This is a genomic window from Pseudomonas ekonensis (assembly GCF_019145435.1).
GTDB classification, from domain to species: Bacteria; Pseudomonadota; Gammaproteobacteria; order Pseudomonadales; family Pseudomonadaceae; genus Aquipseudomonas; species Aquipseudomonas ekonensis.
Genome location: NZ_JAHSTS010000001.1, coordinates 1412764 through 1428561 on the forward strand (window position 1 = coordinate 1412764; position 15798 = coordinate 1428561).

The 15798-nt window shown below is 63.8% G+C and carries 14 protein-coding genes; 11 read left to right on the top strand and 3 right to left on the bottom strand.

Annotated elements, in window-relative coordinates; all coding sequences use genetic code 11:
* Positions 1 to 11 precede the first annotated feature (11 nt).
* The 5 genes from KVG96_RS06455 to KVG96_RS06475 are packed head-to-tail and all read left to right on the top strand — an operon-like array spanning position 12 to position 5680.
* A complete protein-coding gene (locus KVG96_RS06455; protein ID WP_217891275.1) occupies positions 12 to 1124 on the top strand; it encodes a polysaccharide pyruvyl transferase family protein in 1113 nt (370 codons plus the stop codon).
* On the top strand, positions 1121 to 2350 hold the full coding sequence (locus KVG96_RS06460; RefSeq protein WP_217891276.1) for an MATE family efflux transporter: 1230 nt from the start codon (positions 1121 to 1123) through the stop codon (positions 2348 to 2350). The genes KVG96_RS06455 and KVG96_RS06460 overlap by 4 nt, the downstream gene beginning before the upstream one ends.
* Positions 2341 to 3459 (top strand): hypothetical protein, encoded by a 1119-nt coding sequence (locus tag KVG96_RS06465; protein WP_217891277.1) that lies wholly within the window; start codon positions 2341 to 2343, stop codon positions 3457 to 3459. Before KVG96_RS06460 ends, KVG96_RS06465 begins: the two co-directional genes overlap by 10 nt.
* Positions 3459 to 4514 (top strand): acyltransferase family protein, encoded by a 1056-nt coding sequence (locus KVG96_RS06470; RefSeq protein ID WP_217891278.1) that lies wholly within the window; start codon positions 3459 to 3461, stop codon positions 4512 to 4514. Before KVG96_RS06465 ends, KVG96_RS06470 begins: the two co-directional genes overlap by 1 nt.
* A gap of 5 nt (positions 4515 to 4519) precedes the next feature.
* On the top strand, positions 4520 to 5680 hold the full coding sequence (locus KVG96_RS06475; RefSeq protein ID WP_217891279.1) for an SGNH/GDSL hydrolase family protein: 1161 nt from the start codon (positions 4520 to 4522) through the stop codon (positions 5678 to 5680).
* A 4-nt stretch (positions 5681 to 5684) separates the two neighbouring features.
* Here the strand turns inward: KVG96_RS06475 and KVG96_RS06480 are convergent, their stop codons facing one another.
* Both KVG96_RS06480 and galU read right to left on the bottom strand, forming a co-directional pair.
* Positions 5685 to 6101 carry a phosphohexomutase domain-containing protein gene (locus KVG96_RS06480; RefSeq protein WP_217891280.1) on the bottom strand — a complete coding sequence of 139 codons (417 nt, stop codon included), beginning with the start codon at positions 6099 to 6101 and terminating at the stop codon, positions 5685 to 5687.
* A 51-nt stretch (positions 6102 to 6152) separates the two neighbouring features.
* Positions 6153 to 6986: a UTP--glucose-1-phosphate uridylyltransferase GalU gene (gene galU, locus KVG96_RS06485; RefSeq protein WP_217891281.1), complete on the bottom strand. Its 834-nt coding sequence runs from the start codon at positions 6984 to 6986 to the stop codon at positions 6153 to 6155.
* A 387-nt stretch (positions 6987 to 7373) separates the two neighbouring features.
* On the opposite strand from galU, the gene galE reads away from it, so the two are divergent.
* The 6 genes from galE (at position 7374) to KVG96_RS06515 (ending at position 13578) form a co-directional block, all read left to right on the top strand.
* Entirely contained in the window at positions 7374 to 8390 is a 1017-nt protein-coding gene (gene galE, locus KVG96_RS06490; protein WP_217891282.1) for a UDP-glucose 4-epimerase GalE, read from the top strand.
* A gap of 229 nt (positions 8391 to 8619) precedes the next feature.
* Entirely contained in the window at positions 8620 to 8856 is a 237-nt protein-coding gene (locus KVG96_RS06495; protein WP_217891283.1) for a hypothetical protein, read from the top strand.
* Between the two features lie 90 nt (positions 8857 to 8946).
* Positions 8947 to 10062 carry a polysaccharide biosynthesis/export family protein gene (locus KVG96_RS06500; protein ID WP_217891284.1) on the top strand — a complete coding sequence of 372 codons (1116 nt, stop codon included), beginning with the start codon at positions 8947 to 8949 and terminating at the stop codon, positions 10060 to 10062.
* Between the two features lie 14 nt (positions 10063 to 10076).
* A complete protein-coding gene (locus tag KVG96_RS06505; RefSeq protein ID WP_217891285.1) occupies positions 10077 to 10742 on the top strand; it encodes a YjbF family lipoprotein in 666 nt (221 codons plus the stop codon).
* Complete coding sequence (locus tag KVG96_RS06510) at positions 10739 to 11503, top strand: capsule biosynthesis GfcC family protein (RefSeq protein WP_217891286.1); 765 nt, start codon at positions 10739 to 10741, stop codon at positions 11501 to 11503. Before KVG96_RS06505 ends, KVG96_RS06510 begins: the two co-directional genes overlap by 4 nt.
* Positions 11500 to 13578, top strand: coding sequence for a YjbH domain-containing protein (locus KVG96_RS06515; RefSeq protein ID WP_217891287.1), 2079 nt, complete (start codon positions 11500 to 11502; stop codon positions 13576 to 13578). The genes KVG96_RS06510 and KVG96_RS06515 overlap by 4 nt, the downstream gene beginning before the upstream one ends.
* A gap of 460 nt (positions 13579 to 14038) precedes the next feature.
* On the opposite strand, the gene KVG96_RS06520 is transcribed toward KVG96_RS06515, so the two are convergent.
* The gene (locus KVG96_RS06520) at positions 14039 to 15433 is read right to left on the bottom strand and encodes an undecaprenyl-phosphate glucose phosphotransferase (RefSeq protein WP_217891288.1); all 1395 of its coding nucleotides are present in this window, start codon (positions 15431 to 15433) and stop codon (positions 14039 to 14041) included.
* Between the last annotated feature and the right edge of the window lie 365 nt (positions 15434 to 15798).

The window sequence follows — 15798 nt, forward strand, 5'->3', positions numbered from 1 at the left end:
GAAATCAGCTTATGAACGTAACGATCTTGCATGGCTACAGTGCGTCCAACTCCGGTGACGGCCTCTTGGTGGACCTGGCCATCGCCCTGGTGCAGCGAAACTTCGGTGCCGACACGTCGATCAATGTCGTGGCGTCCGACCCGCAGTCCTTCAGCTACCTGCCGCACAAGCGCTTCGATGCGCCGGTGATGGCGGCCAAGGGCCTGGGGCGGGTCAAGGAGGCGGTGTTCCTCAACCGCTCCTACGCCGCGTTGGCGGATCTTTTGAAGAAGACGGATCTGATCGTCGGCGTCGGCGGCGGCTACATGCGCTCAAAGAGCGCCTTCGAACACATCAAGCTGAAGCTGGGGCACGCCAAGCAACTGGAAACGGCGATCCTCAGCAAGGTGCCGTCGGTGTACCTGCCGCAGAGCATCGGGCCGTTCCACGGCGAAAGCAGCAAGATCGTCGAGCACTACGCCAGCGCCGATGCGGTGTTCGTGCGCGACAACCGCTCCTCGGCGATGTTCGAGGCCTGCGAGAACGTCTACCGGGCACCGGACCTGGCGGTGCAGGCCCTGGCCGGCAAGATCCTCATGCAGCCCAAGTTCACCCACTGCGCAGCGACGCCGGCCACGGTGTGCGTGGTGCTGCGCAAGCCGCCGGCGTGGAGCCCGGAAAAGAAGGCCGCCTACGTCGCCAACCTCAAGGTGCTGCTGCAGCGCCTGAAGGAAAAAAGCAAGGTGGTGTGCGCGGTGCAGAGCGCCGTGCGCGGCAACGACGACGGCGCGTTCTACCGGGAGCTGGGCATCACCGAAGACCTGCTGCCGCTGAAGGCGACCCTGGCCAAGCACCAGCCGGATCTGGTGATTTCCGTGCGCTTGCACGGCGCCATCGAGTCGTTGCTGTCGGGCGTTCCGGCGTATCACATCAGCTACGAGCGCAAGGGTTTCGGCGCCTACCAGGACATGGGCGTGGAGGACTGGGTGATCAACGGCGGCGACATCGACGTCGACACCATCATCGACACGGTCTACGCACCCGATGCGCTGAGCCGCTTCGGCAAGCGCCTGACCGACACCTGCCGCGAGATCGAAGCCAAGACGGTGATGATGGACGAGATCATCAAAGGCGTCGTTCGATGATCTTCAGGCTCCTGCTGCGGGGCGGATCGCTGGGCGCCAAGTTCCTGCTGGTGCTGGCCGTCACCCATTACCTGGGCTATGAAGCGTTGGGTTTCTATGGCGTGGTGGTCGCGGCGTCGCTGATTGCGTCGAAGTTCTACAGCGCGGGCTTCAGCTCCGAGATCAACCGGCTGATCAGCGTCGGCGGCAGTTCGCGCCGGGTCATCGACAAGGTGCTGTGGCTGTACCTGGCCGTGGGCCTGGTGCTGTCGTTGGCGACGGTGGCGGTCTACTCGCTGTTCCAGTCGGTGCCGGCGACGCCCGCGCTGATCGCCTGCGTGACCCTGGTGCTGCTCACCGAGCACCTGTCCTTCGAAATCAACGCCTTTGTGTTTTCCGCCCAGAAAGCCACGTTGGGGGCGCTGCTGTTCTTCATCAAGACCGGTCTCTGGGCGCTGCTGGCGGTGGCCGGGCTGATGCTCGGCCAGGTCGCGGACATCACGAGCGTCCTGTGGCTGTGGGTGGTGGCCAACGTGGTGGTGATCGTCGCCGGGTACGCCATCGTGGCCAAGGTGCACCGGGGGCGGGAGGAAGGGACGCTGGCGGCCGCGACCGTGTGGAAGGCCGGTTTGCCGTTCTACCTGGGCACCGGGCTGATCGCGTTGAGTCAGTACGCCGAGCGTTTTCTGATCGCCGACCTTGAACCCTACGCCAACCTGGGCGTTTACGTGTATGCCTGGTCGGCGGCCAACACCTTGCAGGCGCTGTCCTATGCGGTGGTGGCGGTGGTGGGCATTCCGGTGCTGGCCAAGCGGTTTCAGGCCGACGGGCAACCGTTCACGGTCAGGCAACTGTTCGTGAACAAATGGGTGATGCGTTCGCTGGCGGTGTCGGCCGTGGTGGCGGTGCTGATCTACCTGTTCTTCAACGTCGTGCTCGACTTCGTCGGCGCGCCGGTACCGCGTCCGGACAACGGGATCCTCGGCGTGCTGATCGTGTCCTTTGCCTTGCGCGGGGTCGGCGACATCGTCTGGGGCGGATTGATCGCCTCGAAAAACAGCCGGGCGTCGCTCGCCGGTGCGGCCATCTGCCTGCTGGTGTCGGTGCCGGTCAGCTACGGCCTGATCAAGCACTATTCGATCGAGGGCGCCGCCTGGGGCAACGTCTTCGCCATCGTCGTGCAGCTCGGCGCGATTGCGCTGTTGACCCGTGCGGGCCAGGCGAAAAGGGCGCTGGCATGGGGCTGAAGTTGCCGTGCATCGAGTTTCGCGGGGTGAAGCTCGATTCGTCGATGTCGTTCCTGATCCTGTTCAGCGGCCTGTTCCTGTCGGTGGCCATGCCGCTGCTGGTGCCCCGGGCGCCGGGGCCGGACGCCATGACGCTGTGGATGTCCTACGCCCGGGCCGACAACTGCAATTTCTGGAACCCGTTCTCGCCGGACCGCTCGTCCTACGAGTGCTCGGCGTTCCTGCTGCGGCCCACCGGCATCGACCTGACCAACGCCTGGGCCTACGGCATGTTCTGCAACTTCTTCCTGACGGCGATCCCGGTGGTCGTCTTCCGGCGCATGCCGCTGGCGATCTTCGGCACCCTGTGCCTGTGGGGCATCGTCCGTTCGTTTTTCCTGGAGAACCTGACCAAGGAAATCATCGTGTCGGTGGCGGTGCTGAGCATTCTCCTGAGCTCGCTGACGCGCAAGTACCGCGGCGGGTTCTTCCTGTCGGCGGTGATCTACGGCGTGCTGATCCGCCCTTACTGGATTCTGTTTTCGCTGTCGTGGGTCGGCGTCTGCGTGATGAAGAAGTACGTGTCGCGCGTCACGTTCTTCCTGATGCTGTTCCTGTTCTACCTGGCGGTCGCCATGGCGATCCAGGTGGCGCTCGGCTTTCCGGTGTCGTCGATCCGCGCCAGCAACAACGAACTGCGCACGGCGGGCGAGGAGGGCTCCAAGTCGCTGATCGTGTCGTGGCTCAGCGGCAGCGACTTCGTCTCCCAGGCGCTGGACTCGATGATCATCTTCTTCCGGCTGTCGTTTCCCGCCGAGCTGATCCTGCTGTCCGGGCCGGGGCAGGTGATCTTCGTGGCGTTGATGATCATGACCGCGCTGCTGCTGTTCAAGGTCATCACGTCCAAGGACTACAAAGGTGTCCCCATCCAGACCAAGGCCAAGGAACTGATCGCGATCCCCCTCGCGTTCCTGCTGGTCCAGGGGCTGTTCGAGCCGGACTTCGGCTCCTTCGCCCGGCACTTCTCCATGGTGGTGCCGGTGCTGTTCGTCGGGCTGGGGCTGATGCTGCAGGGCAAGAAGCCCGTGCGGACCGAATCAACCAATCGCGAGATGAGGCGGGTGCCGTAATGTCGAGCAAGAGAAAGTCGCTGGAGATCGAGACCCTGCGCGGTCTGGCCTGCCTGCTGTTGGTGCTGTATCACGTCATCGGCCCGCTGGGCGGCGGGCTGAAGATCGACCTGGGCTCGCCGTTCCGGGTCATCGCCGATTCCATGGTGTACGTGCGCATGCCGCTGTTCACCTTTATCTCGGGCTACATCTATTCGCTCTACAAGATTCGCGGCAACGACTTCGCAGCGTTCTTTCGCGGCAAGGTGCGGCGGCTGATCGTGCCGCTGTTCTGCGTCGGCGTGCCGTTCTCCGTGCTGCAGGCGGTGGGGCCGGGCGTGAACAAGGACGTGGGCGTGACCGATGCGCTGCTGTCGTTCTACATCCCGGTCAACCACTTCTGGTTCCTGCAGGCGGTGTTCATCATTTTCATGTTCGTCGGCCTGCTCGAGTGGCGCGGCCTGCTGCGCACGGCGACGCGCCTGTACCTGCTGCTGGCGTTCGCGGCGGCGGTGTTTCTGCTGCCGACCTTCAAGGTCGATGCGTTCGGCATCAACGGCGCGACCTATCTGTTGCCGTTTTTCGTGGCGGGGATGATCGGCCAGGAAAAGGTCGACACCTTCCGGCATTTCTTCAAGGTCATCGGGCCTTGGGTGTTCGTGATGATTTCGCTGGCGCTGCTGTATGTGGCGGCGACGGACCGTGAGCTGATCGTCGACCGTCGCAGCCTGATCGGGCTGACGGTGGGCTGCGTGTCGTGCTTCGCGCTGCTGTCGAGCGAGATGCGTTCGAAGTGGCTGACCTGGCTGGGCGGCTATTCCTACGCGATCTTTCTGTTCCATGTGCTGTTCGCCGCCACGTCGCGGGCGCTGCTGGGGCGTCTGGGCGTGAAGGACGAAAGCGTGCTGGTGGTCTGCGGTCTGACCCTCGGCCTGTTCGGGCCGGTGCTGCTGTCGACGCTGTTCAGCCGCTTCAACTTCACCTCCGTGCTGTTCCTGGGAGAGCGGGCCAGGGTCAAGAAGCCTGTCGGGCAGGCGGCCACGGCGCCGCAGCCTGATGGTTGCGCACAAGGATAAGCGCCATGTTCGCAGTCGATGACGTCAGCCCGGTCGCGGCCTCGGTGGTTCAGGTCGGCGACGCCCGCGAGCGTTTCGGCCAGTGGCGCGAAGGGAAGGCGGGGCCGGTGCTGTCCATCTCCGTGATCGGCGACAGCTACAGCGCCGGGCAGGATTTCTACCTCAACCGCTTGGTGCAGCGCCTGGCCGCCGAGGCGGGGTTCGCAGGCCCCGGCTACATCGGCTTCAACCACGGCGCGGCCCTCGGCGGCACGCATTTCAAGTACACCCGCAACAGCGAAAAACACTTCGGCGGCGGCTGGCAAGTGTCGGGCCTCGGCCAGGCCAGCCCCGACAGCCGCACCGTCACCGGACGCCCGGGCGCATGGCTGGAGATCGATGCCCACGCCTCGGCGGCCATCGACACGACGGTCACCGAGGCGAAACTGCTTTACCTCGGCAACGGAGAACCCGGCGATGTGCGTTACCGCTGGGCGCCTTCTCAGGCCTGGCGCCCGCTGAAGCTCGACGGCGAGGGCGTCCGCGAAGCGCCGTTGGCGGATCCGCCGGCGGCGCCGGACTGGGCGCTGCGGCTGGAGGTGGCGAGCGGCTCGCCGACGCTGTTCGGCGTGTGGATGAGCAATGGCCAAGGGGGCGTGCGGGTGTCGAAGCTGGCGGCGTCCGGCGCGGCCTCGGCGGACTTCTACCACGACGACGCCGGCTGGCAGGCGCAGTGGAAAGCGGCGGTGGCGAAGATCCCGGCGGACATCTACCTGATCATGCTCGGCGGCAACGATCAGGGCTTCGGGGTCAAGCCCGAGCAGTACCTGAAGAACATCCAGGGCCTGGTGGGGATGCTGCGCGAGATCCAGCCGGCGGCGAGCATCAACCTCATCCTGCGCCAGGACACGTCACGTTCCAGTGCCTACCCGATGTCGGCCTACGCGCAGGTGCTGCAGCCCTGGGCCCGTGAGGCCCACCTGGGTTATGCCGACATGCAGTGCGCATTCGGCACCGACGTCAGGCGCTATGCGGCCGGCGGGCCGATGCCGATGATCGGGCCGGACAGGATTCATCCGGATCCGGCCACGGGAGGGAAGGTGATCGCCGGGTTTTTCCATCGCATGATGGTCGGCGGCCATGAAGCGGCGTCGCCGCAGGATCGCTGCGGCGACGTCCAGCGCTAGGCGCTCAGCCGTTGGCGCGTTCGAAGGCGTCCAGCCGGTCGAGCAGTTCGGCGGTTCGGCGCGGCATCGCGTGGGTGTCGCAGCGGGTTTCCACGTTGAGGATCACGGCCGGCTCGTTGCAGCACAGGCGCACCCGGAACCGCCAGTCGCTGAAGATCACCTTCAGGCCGTCGCGGTCATCGATTTCCAGCGCCTGTTCGCCGTACAGCCGCTTCAGGTGGGCGAGCAGGGGATAGGGATCGGCCAGCGGCCGGCGGATGTCGCCGGACGAGGGAAACATGCCGATGCGCTCCACCAACAGGATCGTGCCCAGCCAGGACTCGTTGGCGCTGGGCAGCGGCTGATGGCGGGACAGCCAGCTCATCACGCCGAGGTTGTCCACCGACCGTTCAAGGTCCGCCGCGTGTTGTGCAATGTTCATAGGGGTTTGCCTGAATGAGGGGTGGACGTTACGGGTGCGCCGGCGCGGGGCTCAGCGCCCCTTCCGGTAGACGTTCTCGTAGCAGAAGTTGGTCGCCTGGAGGTAGCCCTCGGCGTCGCCGCAGTCGAAGCGCAGGCCCTTGAACTTGTAGGCCAGCACGCAGCCGTTCTGCGCCTGTTTCATCAGGGCGTCGGTGATCTGGATTTCCCCGCCCTTGCCCGGCTGGGTGTCGGCGATCAGGTCGAAGATGTCGGGGGTCAGGATGTAGCGGCCGATGATCGCAAGGTTGGACGGGGCGTCCTGCGGGGCGGGTTTCTCCACCATGTTGTTGACGCGGTAGAGGCCGTCGCTGATCGGCTCGCCGGCGATCACGCCGTACTTTTGGGTCTGGTCGCGGGGCACTTCCTGGATGGCCACGATGGAGCAGCGGAAGCGCTTGTACAGCTGGATCATCTGGGCAAGCACGCCGTCGCCCTCCAGGTTCAGGCACAGGTCGTCGGCCAGCACCACGGCGAAAGGTTCGTCGCCGATCAGCGGACGGCCGCTGAGGATCGCGTGGCCCAGGCCCTTCATTTCCACCTGACGGGTGTAGGAGAAGGTGCAGGTGTCGATCAGCTCGCGGGTGCCGGCCAGGAACTTCTCCTTGTCGGTGCCGCGGATCTGGTGTTCGAGCTCGTAGCTGATGTCGAAATGGTCTTCCAGCGCGCGCTTGCCCCGTCCGGTGACGATCGCCATGTGCTGCAGGCCGGCGTCCCGGGCTTCTTCGACGGCGTATTCGATCAACGGTTTGTTGACGATCGGCAGCATTTCCTTGGGCATGGCCTTGGTGGCCGGCAAGAAACGCGTGCCATAGCCGGCCGCGGGGAACAAGCATTTACGAATCATAGAAATATCCTGGACATTCATGGCACACAGCCAATGGCGTGCAATAACGAAAGGTTGCAAGTTTCAATGTTGATTGAACGCCTACTTTAATACCTGAGTCAGGTAATTGATGGCAAATGGCAATGTGTGCGGAAGGCGACAATGTTATTAGATGTCGGCCTTATTGTTGTTGGTTATTTTTAGTCGGTATCTGCCGATAGTGGCAAGTGGGCGGGAGTGTTAATAAGTAGCGGGCAATACAGTTTGGGCTGGATAAATATTTTTCGCCAGTCGTTGAACTTGTTTTGTTTATGGTTGTTGTCGGCCTAGTTTGTGTGAATTGCGACACATATTCAACAGGCCAGGCTTGACGCGCTACTGGGAAGTTTCCCGACTAAGGACCGCGCTATGAAGATTCTGGTAACCGGTGGCGCCGGCTATATCGGCTCGCACACCACACTTGCGCTGCTTGAGGCAGGCTATGAAGTTGTTGTCCTGGATAATCTCTGCAACAGCAGCGATGCGGCCTTGCACGCGGTGGAGGCCATCTGCGGCAGAAGTGCGCAGATGATCCGCGGCGACGTCTGCGACAGGGCGCTGCTGGACCGGATCTTCCGGGAGCACGCGATCGATGCGGTGCTGCACTTCGCCGGGCTCAAGGCCGTGGGCGAGAGCGTGCGCAAGCCGCTGGAATACTACGAGAACAACGTCGGCGGCAGCGTGACGCTGTGCCAGGCGATGGCGGCGGCCGGGGTGTTCCGCCTGGTGTTCAGCTCGTCGGCCACGGTGTACGGGGCGCCGGAGCAGATGCCGATCCGCGAAGACTTCCCCACCGGCCAGCCCACCAGCCCCTACGGCCAGTCCAAGCTGATCGTGGAGAACGTGCTGCGCGACCTGTGCCAGGCCGAGCCGCGCTGGAGCATCGCGCTGCTGCGTTACTTCAACCCGATCGGCGCGCACCACAGCGGCCGGATGGGCGAAGACCCCAACGGCATCCCCAACAACCTGGTGCCGTACATCAGCCAGGTGGCGGTCGGCAGCCTGCAGGAGCTGTCGATCTTCGGCAACGACTACCCCACGGCCGACGGCACGGGCGTGCGCGACTACATCCACGTCGTCGACCTGGCCGACGGGCACCTGAAGGCCCTGGAGACCATCGCCGGCCGCACCGGCATCCACACCTGGAACCTGGGCACCGGCGACGGCTACAGCGTGTTGCAGGTGCTCCACGCGTTCGAGCAGGCCTGTGGCCAGCCGGTGCCGTACAAGGTGATGCCGCGCCGTTCCGGGGACGTGGCCGAGAGCTGGGCCGACCCGTCCAAGGCCGCCGCGGAACTGGGCTGGAAGGCCACGCGCAGTCTGCAGGACATGGTGACCGACACCTGGCGCTGGCAATCGAGCCACCCGCAGGGCTACCGCGGATGATGTCAAATTGGACCGATGTTAGTTTCGGTCAGACTGTTAGATAACGTCGGGAAATTACGCTGGAATTGCCCGGTTCAAGTCCGTAGATATAAACGTGCCGTTCGACATTTATAAGTCGGGATTGATTGTGAATGAACGACGGCTCATGTTCGCGCAGTTTGCGACGTGATCCCTAACATCCAGCGGACGGCCTGATGTTATTAAAGTCGAATGCCGGAAAGGAGTGGGTATGAAAAAAGTGATGGCGATCGCCTTGTTGTCGATGTTCGGCAACTTGGCCATTGCAGCCGAAGCGCCGCTCACGGCGGTGACCAATGTGTCGGGCAACGTGGCGGCTTCTCAAGCGCCCGCCGCCAGTACCGCAATGGTTGCCAGTGCCGTAGCGGCATCCAACAGCGGTGGAAGTGCGAACGGCGGTACAACCGGTACCACTGGTACGACGGGTACAACCGGCACGCACAACTAACGGCAGTAACTGTTGGTGCAGTACAAGGTCGCCCGACGCAAGTCGGGTGACTTTGTTTTTGGATTCGCCCTTGAATAGCGTAGTGCCATTATGACTCGTAGTGTTTATCTTTTAATGTTGGCAAGTCTCGCTCTGCAAGGTTGCATGTTTTCCCCCGGCCAGCACCTGAACACCTTCGGCATCACCCGCCAGGGCGCCAGCGAAAGCAGCCGGGTCGAACTGATCCCGATCACCCCCAAGCTGATCTCCATGAACCGGGCCACCCAGAAGCGCGAAACGCTGCCGCCCGAGTTGCTGGAGGCGCCGGCCGAGTACCGCATCGGCCGCAACGACGTGCTCTACATCACCGTCTGGGATCATCCCGAACTGACGGCCCCGTCCGGCGCGCAGCAACAGATCGACGCCAACGGCCGACTGGTGCGCTCCGACGGCACGCTCTATTACCCGTTCATCAAGGAAGTCCAGGCGGCCGGCCGCACCATCCAGCAATTGCGCTCGGACATCGAGCAGCGCCTGTCGGCCTTCATCGCCGAGCCGCAGGTGGATGTCGCCGTGCTGCGGTTCGCCAGCCAGAAGGTCGTGGTGTCCGGCGCCGTCGCCAAGGCCGGCCCGCAGGCCATTTCCACCAACCCGCTGAGCGTGGTCGAAGCCCTGGGCTCGGCCGGCATCGACACCAACAACGCGGATCTGTCCGGCCTGCTGCTGACGCGCAACGGGCGGGTCTACCCGCTGAATCTCGACACCCTCAACCAGCAGGATTCCGAGCTGCAGAACGTCTACCTCCGGGGTGGCGATCAGCTGTACCTGCCGTACAACGACAACAAGCGCATCTACGTCATGGGCGAGGTCAACCAGCCCCGTGCGCTGAGCTTCAAGACCGCCACCATGAACCTCTCCGACGTGCTCGGCTCGGTCGGCGGGCTGAGCCAGACCACCGCCAACGGCAACGCCGTGTACGTCATCCGCGGGGTCGAGAACCTCGATGTCGAGCCGGCGAAGATCTACCAGCTCGAAGCCGAATCGCCCACGGCCATGGTGCTGGCCACGCATTTCGAGGTGCGTCCCCAGGACGTCGTCTACGTCGGGCCTGCCAACGTGACTCGCTGGAACCGTCTCATCAGCCAGTTGGTGCCGTCGGCGTCGATTGTCGGTACGGGCGCTTCCGCTGCGAAGAACTGGAGCGAATTCAGTAACAACAGCAAATAAGGCCGGGCCCGACAGTGAAAACGTTGAAGACAGGCATCGGCCTGAGCGCGGTCCTGTGGCTGTGCGGCTGCAACCCGTTGATGGTCGCGTCGTTGACCAACCTCAAGTCGGCGGCCGTCGGCCCGGATGAGCTGGAAGTGACGGCGGCTCAGGTGGCCGAGGTGCGCTATCCGCAACTCAAACTGACGACGCCTTCCGGCTCCGGTGTGCTGGCGCTGGTGCGTGAGCGCGGGGACCTGCAGTTCTGGGTCGCCTCCGGCAAGCAGGTGCTGCTGATGCGCGACGGCCTGGCGGTGCGCAGCATCGGCCTGGGCCTGGAAGGCGACCTGGACGGCACGCGGCTGTCCGACGCCGCGCCGTTCAAGCAGGGCCTTCAGCACGTCGCCGACGGCTACACCAGCCAGCGCTGGATCGACCTCTACAAGGGCCAGGAAGTCGGGTTGCAGGTCAACAGCCGCTTCACGCGCAAATCCATGGAAACCCTCGACATCCTCGACAAGGCATACGCCGTGCTGCGCATCGACGAGCGGATCGACGTACCGGCCATCGGCCTGCGCGCGACCAACCGCTATTGGGTCGACCCGAAGGACGGCTTCATCGTGCAGAGCGAGCAGCAACTGACCTCTCAACTGCGGGTGAAGATCGTGCACCTGACCCCAGACCGCAGGCATGTGCCATGAAGCGGCTGAGGATGTTGTCGGCCGGCCTCCTGCTGGCGGCCGGGGCAGGGCAGGCGGCGGTGCTGGTGTCCGGCGACGTGGCCAATCCGGGGCCGGTGGAATTGCCGGCGGGCGGGCGTTTGACCGACGTGATCAGCGTTGCGGTGCCCAACGCCGAAGGCTACTGGCTGGCGGGGGTGCTGCTGCGTCAGTCCTTGCTGGAGCAACAGACCCGGCTCAAGGCCGGGGTGCTGTTCGACCTGGACGTGCTGCGGCGCATGGCTGCGCTGTTCGACCGCCCGAGCCGCGAAGCCCTCGCGGTGCGCACGGCCCAGGAGGTGCGGCAGATGCCGGTCACCGGGCGCCAGGTCGCGAACCTGGATCCGGTGGCGCTGGAGGTCGGCTTCGCCCTCAACCTGCGGCTGGACGACGGCGACCGGCTGATCTATCCGGCGCGGGTCGATGAGGTCGAGGTGCTGGGCGCCGTCGCCGAGCCGTGCCGCTTGCCCTATCAGCCGTTGCAGGAGGCCCGCGACTACCTGCAAGGCTGCGCGCTGCTCGAGGACGACGCAGACGCCGATTACCTGTGGCTGATCCAGCCGGACGGCGCGGTGCGGCGGATCGGCATCGCGCACTGGAACCGCGAGAGCGGGCACTTGCCGGTGGCGGGCGCCCGGATCCTGGTGCCGTTGAAGAACGACGACCTGGATCCGCCCATTCCTGAACTGAATCAGCAGTTGGCCGAGTTCATTGCCACGCAGTTGGCTGAGGTGGTTCGTTGAAGTTACGTTTTGCAGCCGTGTTGCTATTGCCGTGCGGGTTGGCCCAGGCCGAGCCGCGCATCACCCAGAACGATTTCGGCGGCGCGGGCCTGTTGCAGACCCCCACCGCACGGATGTCGCCCGCCGGCGAGTTGAGCGTGAACGCCAACCGCACCAGCCCCTATAGCCGCTACAGCGTGTCGCTGCAGCCGCTGGACTGGCTGGAAGGCTCGTTCCGCTACACCGCCATCACCAACCGGCCCTACGGTCCGTCGTCGATGAGCGGTGACCAGAGTTACAAGGACAAGGCGGTCGACGTGAAGGCCCGCCTGTGGGAGGAGACCCACTGGGCCCCCGAAGTGGCCCTGGGCTTCCGGGACGTCGGCGGTACGGGCTTGTTCGCCAGTGAATTCGTGGTGGCCAACAAGCGTTTCGACAACCTCGATTTCAGCGCCGGCCTCGCCTGGGGCTACATCGGCAACCGCGGCGACATCGACAACCCGTTCAGCGTGCTCGGCGACCGGTTCAAGACCCGGCCGGCCATGGAAGGCACCGGCGACGTCAACGCCGGATCGTACTTTCGCGGCAGCCCTTCGTTCTTCGGCGGCGTCAGCTACCAGACGCCCTGGGACCGGCTGAGCCTGAAGCTCGAATACGAAGGCAACGACTACAAGCACGAACCCAAGGACAACGTGATCAAGCAGGACTCGCCGATCAACCTCGGCGCGGTGTTCAAGGTCACTGACTCGGTCGATGTCAGCGCGGCGTGGGAGCGGGGCAACACGGCGATGTTCGGCATCACCTTCCACACCAACTTCGTCAGCCGCAAGGCCCCGGCCAAGACCTTCGACCCGCCGGCCGAGCCGCTGCCGGCCAAGGCGCCGGTCCAGCCGATGGAGCAGGTCGACTGGGCCGACGTGTCGCAGCGCCTGCAACAGAACGCCGGCTACAAGGTCGAGCGCATCAGCCAGCGCGGCTCCGAACTGCTGGTGTACGGCGAGCAGCAGCGTTACTTCCACTCGGCCAAGGCGGTCGGCCGGGCGAGCCGGATTCTGGACAACAGCGTCAACGACGAAATCGACTGGTTCACCGTGGTCAACAAGCGCTACGACCTGGCGCTGGAAGAGACCAGCGTGCCCCGGCAGACCTTCCGCGAAGTGATCAACAACGAAGAGCCGCTGCAGTCGCTGCACCGCACCACCGAGGTCAACCCGGCGATGCCGCACAACGAGAAGACGCTCTACACCCAGCCGCTGCAGCGGTTCAGCTACGGCATGGGCCTGGGCTTCAAGCAGAACGTCGGCGGCCCGGACGGCTTGCTCTACCAGTTCAGCGCGGATGCGGACGCCGAGTTCCGCTTCACCCGCAACACCTGGTGGAGCGGCATGCTCAGCCAAAACCTGGTGAACAACTTCGACAAGTTCACCTACGACGCGCCCAGCGGCCTGCCGCGGGTGCGCACGGACCTGCGCCAGTACCTGACCACTTCCGACACCACCATGCCGCTGTTCCAGCTCAGCCATGCCGAGCAGTTGGACAAGGATCTGTACGGCATGGTCTACGGCGGCTATCTGGAGTCAATGTTCGCCGGGGTCGGGGCCGAGGTGCTGTTCCGGCCGACCGGCGAGCGCTGGTCGGTCGGCGCGGACCTGAACTACGTGCGTCAGCGCGAATTCGACCAGGGCTTCGACCTGCGCGACTACTCGGTGTTGACCGGCCACATCACCGGCTACACCGACTTGCCCTACGAAACCCTCGCCGCCATCAGCGTCGGCCGCTACCTGGCCGGCGACTGGGGCGTGACCTTCGACATCTCGCGGGAGTTCTCCAACGGCGTGCGCTTCGGCGGCTGGGCGACGATGACCACCGCCAGCGGGGCGGAGTACGGCGAGGGTAGCTTCGACAAGGGCATCTACCTGTCCATCCCGTTCGATGAAATGATGAGCATGTCGACCATGCGCCGCGCCAACCTCGTCTGGGCGCCCCTGACCCGCGACGGCGGCGCGCGGCTCAACCGCAGCTTCCAGCTGCACTCGATGACCGACAGCCGCGACGACGACATGTTCTACCGCAACTTCGAGAAGATCACCGAGTGACCTGAAACCCTGTGGGAGCTGGTGCCCGCAGAATCCATGTGCATCACAAAACCTGTAGGGGCTTGCCTGCAAGCGATGGGGCCGGCACTGCCGACATCTCTATTGCCTGATCCACCGCCATCGCCAGCAGGCTGGCTCCTACAAGGGATCTCAGTTGTCCGCGACATCCCAGCACACCACAGAACCGTGTGGGAGCTGGCTTGCCAGCGATGAGGCCGGCACTGCCGACATCTCTGTTGACTGACCCACCGCCATCGCTGGCAAGCCAGCTCCCACAGGTATCCCGGGTGACCGCAGAATCCATGTGCACCTCAAAACCCTGTGGGAGCTGCGGTGCGACGATTCGACTTGCCGGCGATGGCGCCCTTGCAGGCGCCGCAGGCAAACGCACTCTCCACACAAAAACAGCGCCCACAAAAAAGGGGACTTTCGTCCCCTTGCGGTGCCTGCTGCCTTGCCCTCAATAGATGTCCTTCGACAACAACGTGAACGGCGTCTTCACCAGAATCTTCACATCCAGCCACAACGACCAGTTGTTGATGTACTGAAGATCGATCTCCACGCGCTTCTGCATCTTGTCGAGGGTGTCGGTCTCGCCCCGGCAGCCGCTGATCTGCGCAAGGCCGGTGATGCCCGGTTTGATTCGGTGACGCGCCATGTACGCGAGAATCTTGCCCGAGTAGTAGTTGTTGTGCGCCACGGCATGCGGACGCGGACCCACCAGCGCCATGTGCCCTTGCAGCACGTTGAACAGCTGCGGCAGTTCGTCCAGCGAGGTGCGGCGGATGAAGCGGCCGACCGCCGTGATGCGCGAATCGTTGCGGCTGGCCTGCTTGACCTCACGGTCGTCGTGCACGCGCATCGAGCGGAATTTCCACACCTGGATCACCTTGCCGTTCCAGCCGTGACGGTCCTGCTTGAAGAACACCGGGCCCGGCGAGCTGAGCTTCACGGCCAGCGCGATCAGCAGCAGCACCGGGCTCAGCAGGAGGATGGCCACCAGCGCCACGGCTTTCTCCACCAGGCTTTTGCTCAGCGCCGCGGTCGGTCGGCTGGTCAGCGGGCTTTCGTTCAGGTAGATCGCCGGCAGGCCGTCCACGACTTTCACCGAATGGTTGAGCAGCGTCAGGCTGTTCAGGTCTGGCACCCACACCACGTCGACGTTGGCGTCCAGCAGATCGACGTACATGGCTTCGATCTTCGCCGCTTCGCTCAGGGGCAGGGTGATGTACAGGCGACGGATGCCATGGCGGCGGATCAGTTCCAGCAGTTCCTCCTGGGCGCCGACGACGCGCGGTGCGCCTGCCTCCAGCGCGGGAACGGTGCCGTTGCTCACCAGCCCCACCAGCGGCAGGTTTTCGCTCTGGTTCAGCTTCTTCGCCAGGCCCAGGGCCAGTTCGCCGGTGCCGACGATCAGGGTCTTGTGCTCGCTCTTGCGGGTGCGCTGGTAGTACTTGGAGAACGCGTGCAGCGGCGCGTACAACAGCGCCTGGCCGAGGAAGCCGTACACGGCCCAGTCCAGGATCACCGGCGGCGAAAACAGCTCATCGGCCTTGCACACGAACGCGATGAACGCCAGGGCGCCCATGGTCATGGACCAGCCCGCCAGCAGACGGCCGAGCCCGGTCAGGTAGTTGTCCCGCTTTCGGTACGCGCCGCTGAACGTGTAGGCCGGCACCGAGGCCAGCACCGCCAGCATGGTGCACATCCGGTAATAGAACTCGACCTTGCCGGTGTGCTGCTCGGCCAATATGAACAGCAGTGAAACAATAAAGCACTGCGCCAATGCCCATTGACCCCAGAAGGTAAGTCCCTTGAGGCCGGTGTTTCTGTTGATACGAAGAGAAAGATCCATACGATATCCCCAAAAGACGTCCATTCAGGTTTCGACAGTTGAAAACCGAGTTGTTAAATAGACTTGTTGTTTTTGTTGGAGCCAGTGTCCTGAGGTAACAGCGTCGATATGCCGAACTGTCGTCATTGAATAGACTAAGTTATTGCCGGGGATGGTGTCTGACGAGTTCTAACAAGATGGCAAAGTGCCAACTATTGAGTGGCAATAAGTGTCGGACGTTAGAAAAGGTCAAAAGCGGAGGGGTGAATAAATGATGTTGTGTTTGATACTGTAGGAGGCGTGGGAGGCGGGATCGTTTGGAAAAGGGAGGAGGTCAAACAGGAGTGCTTTTTTATTTTTGTTTTTGCACTGTTTCCGTTTGTTTT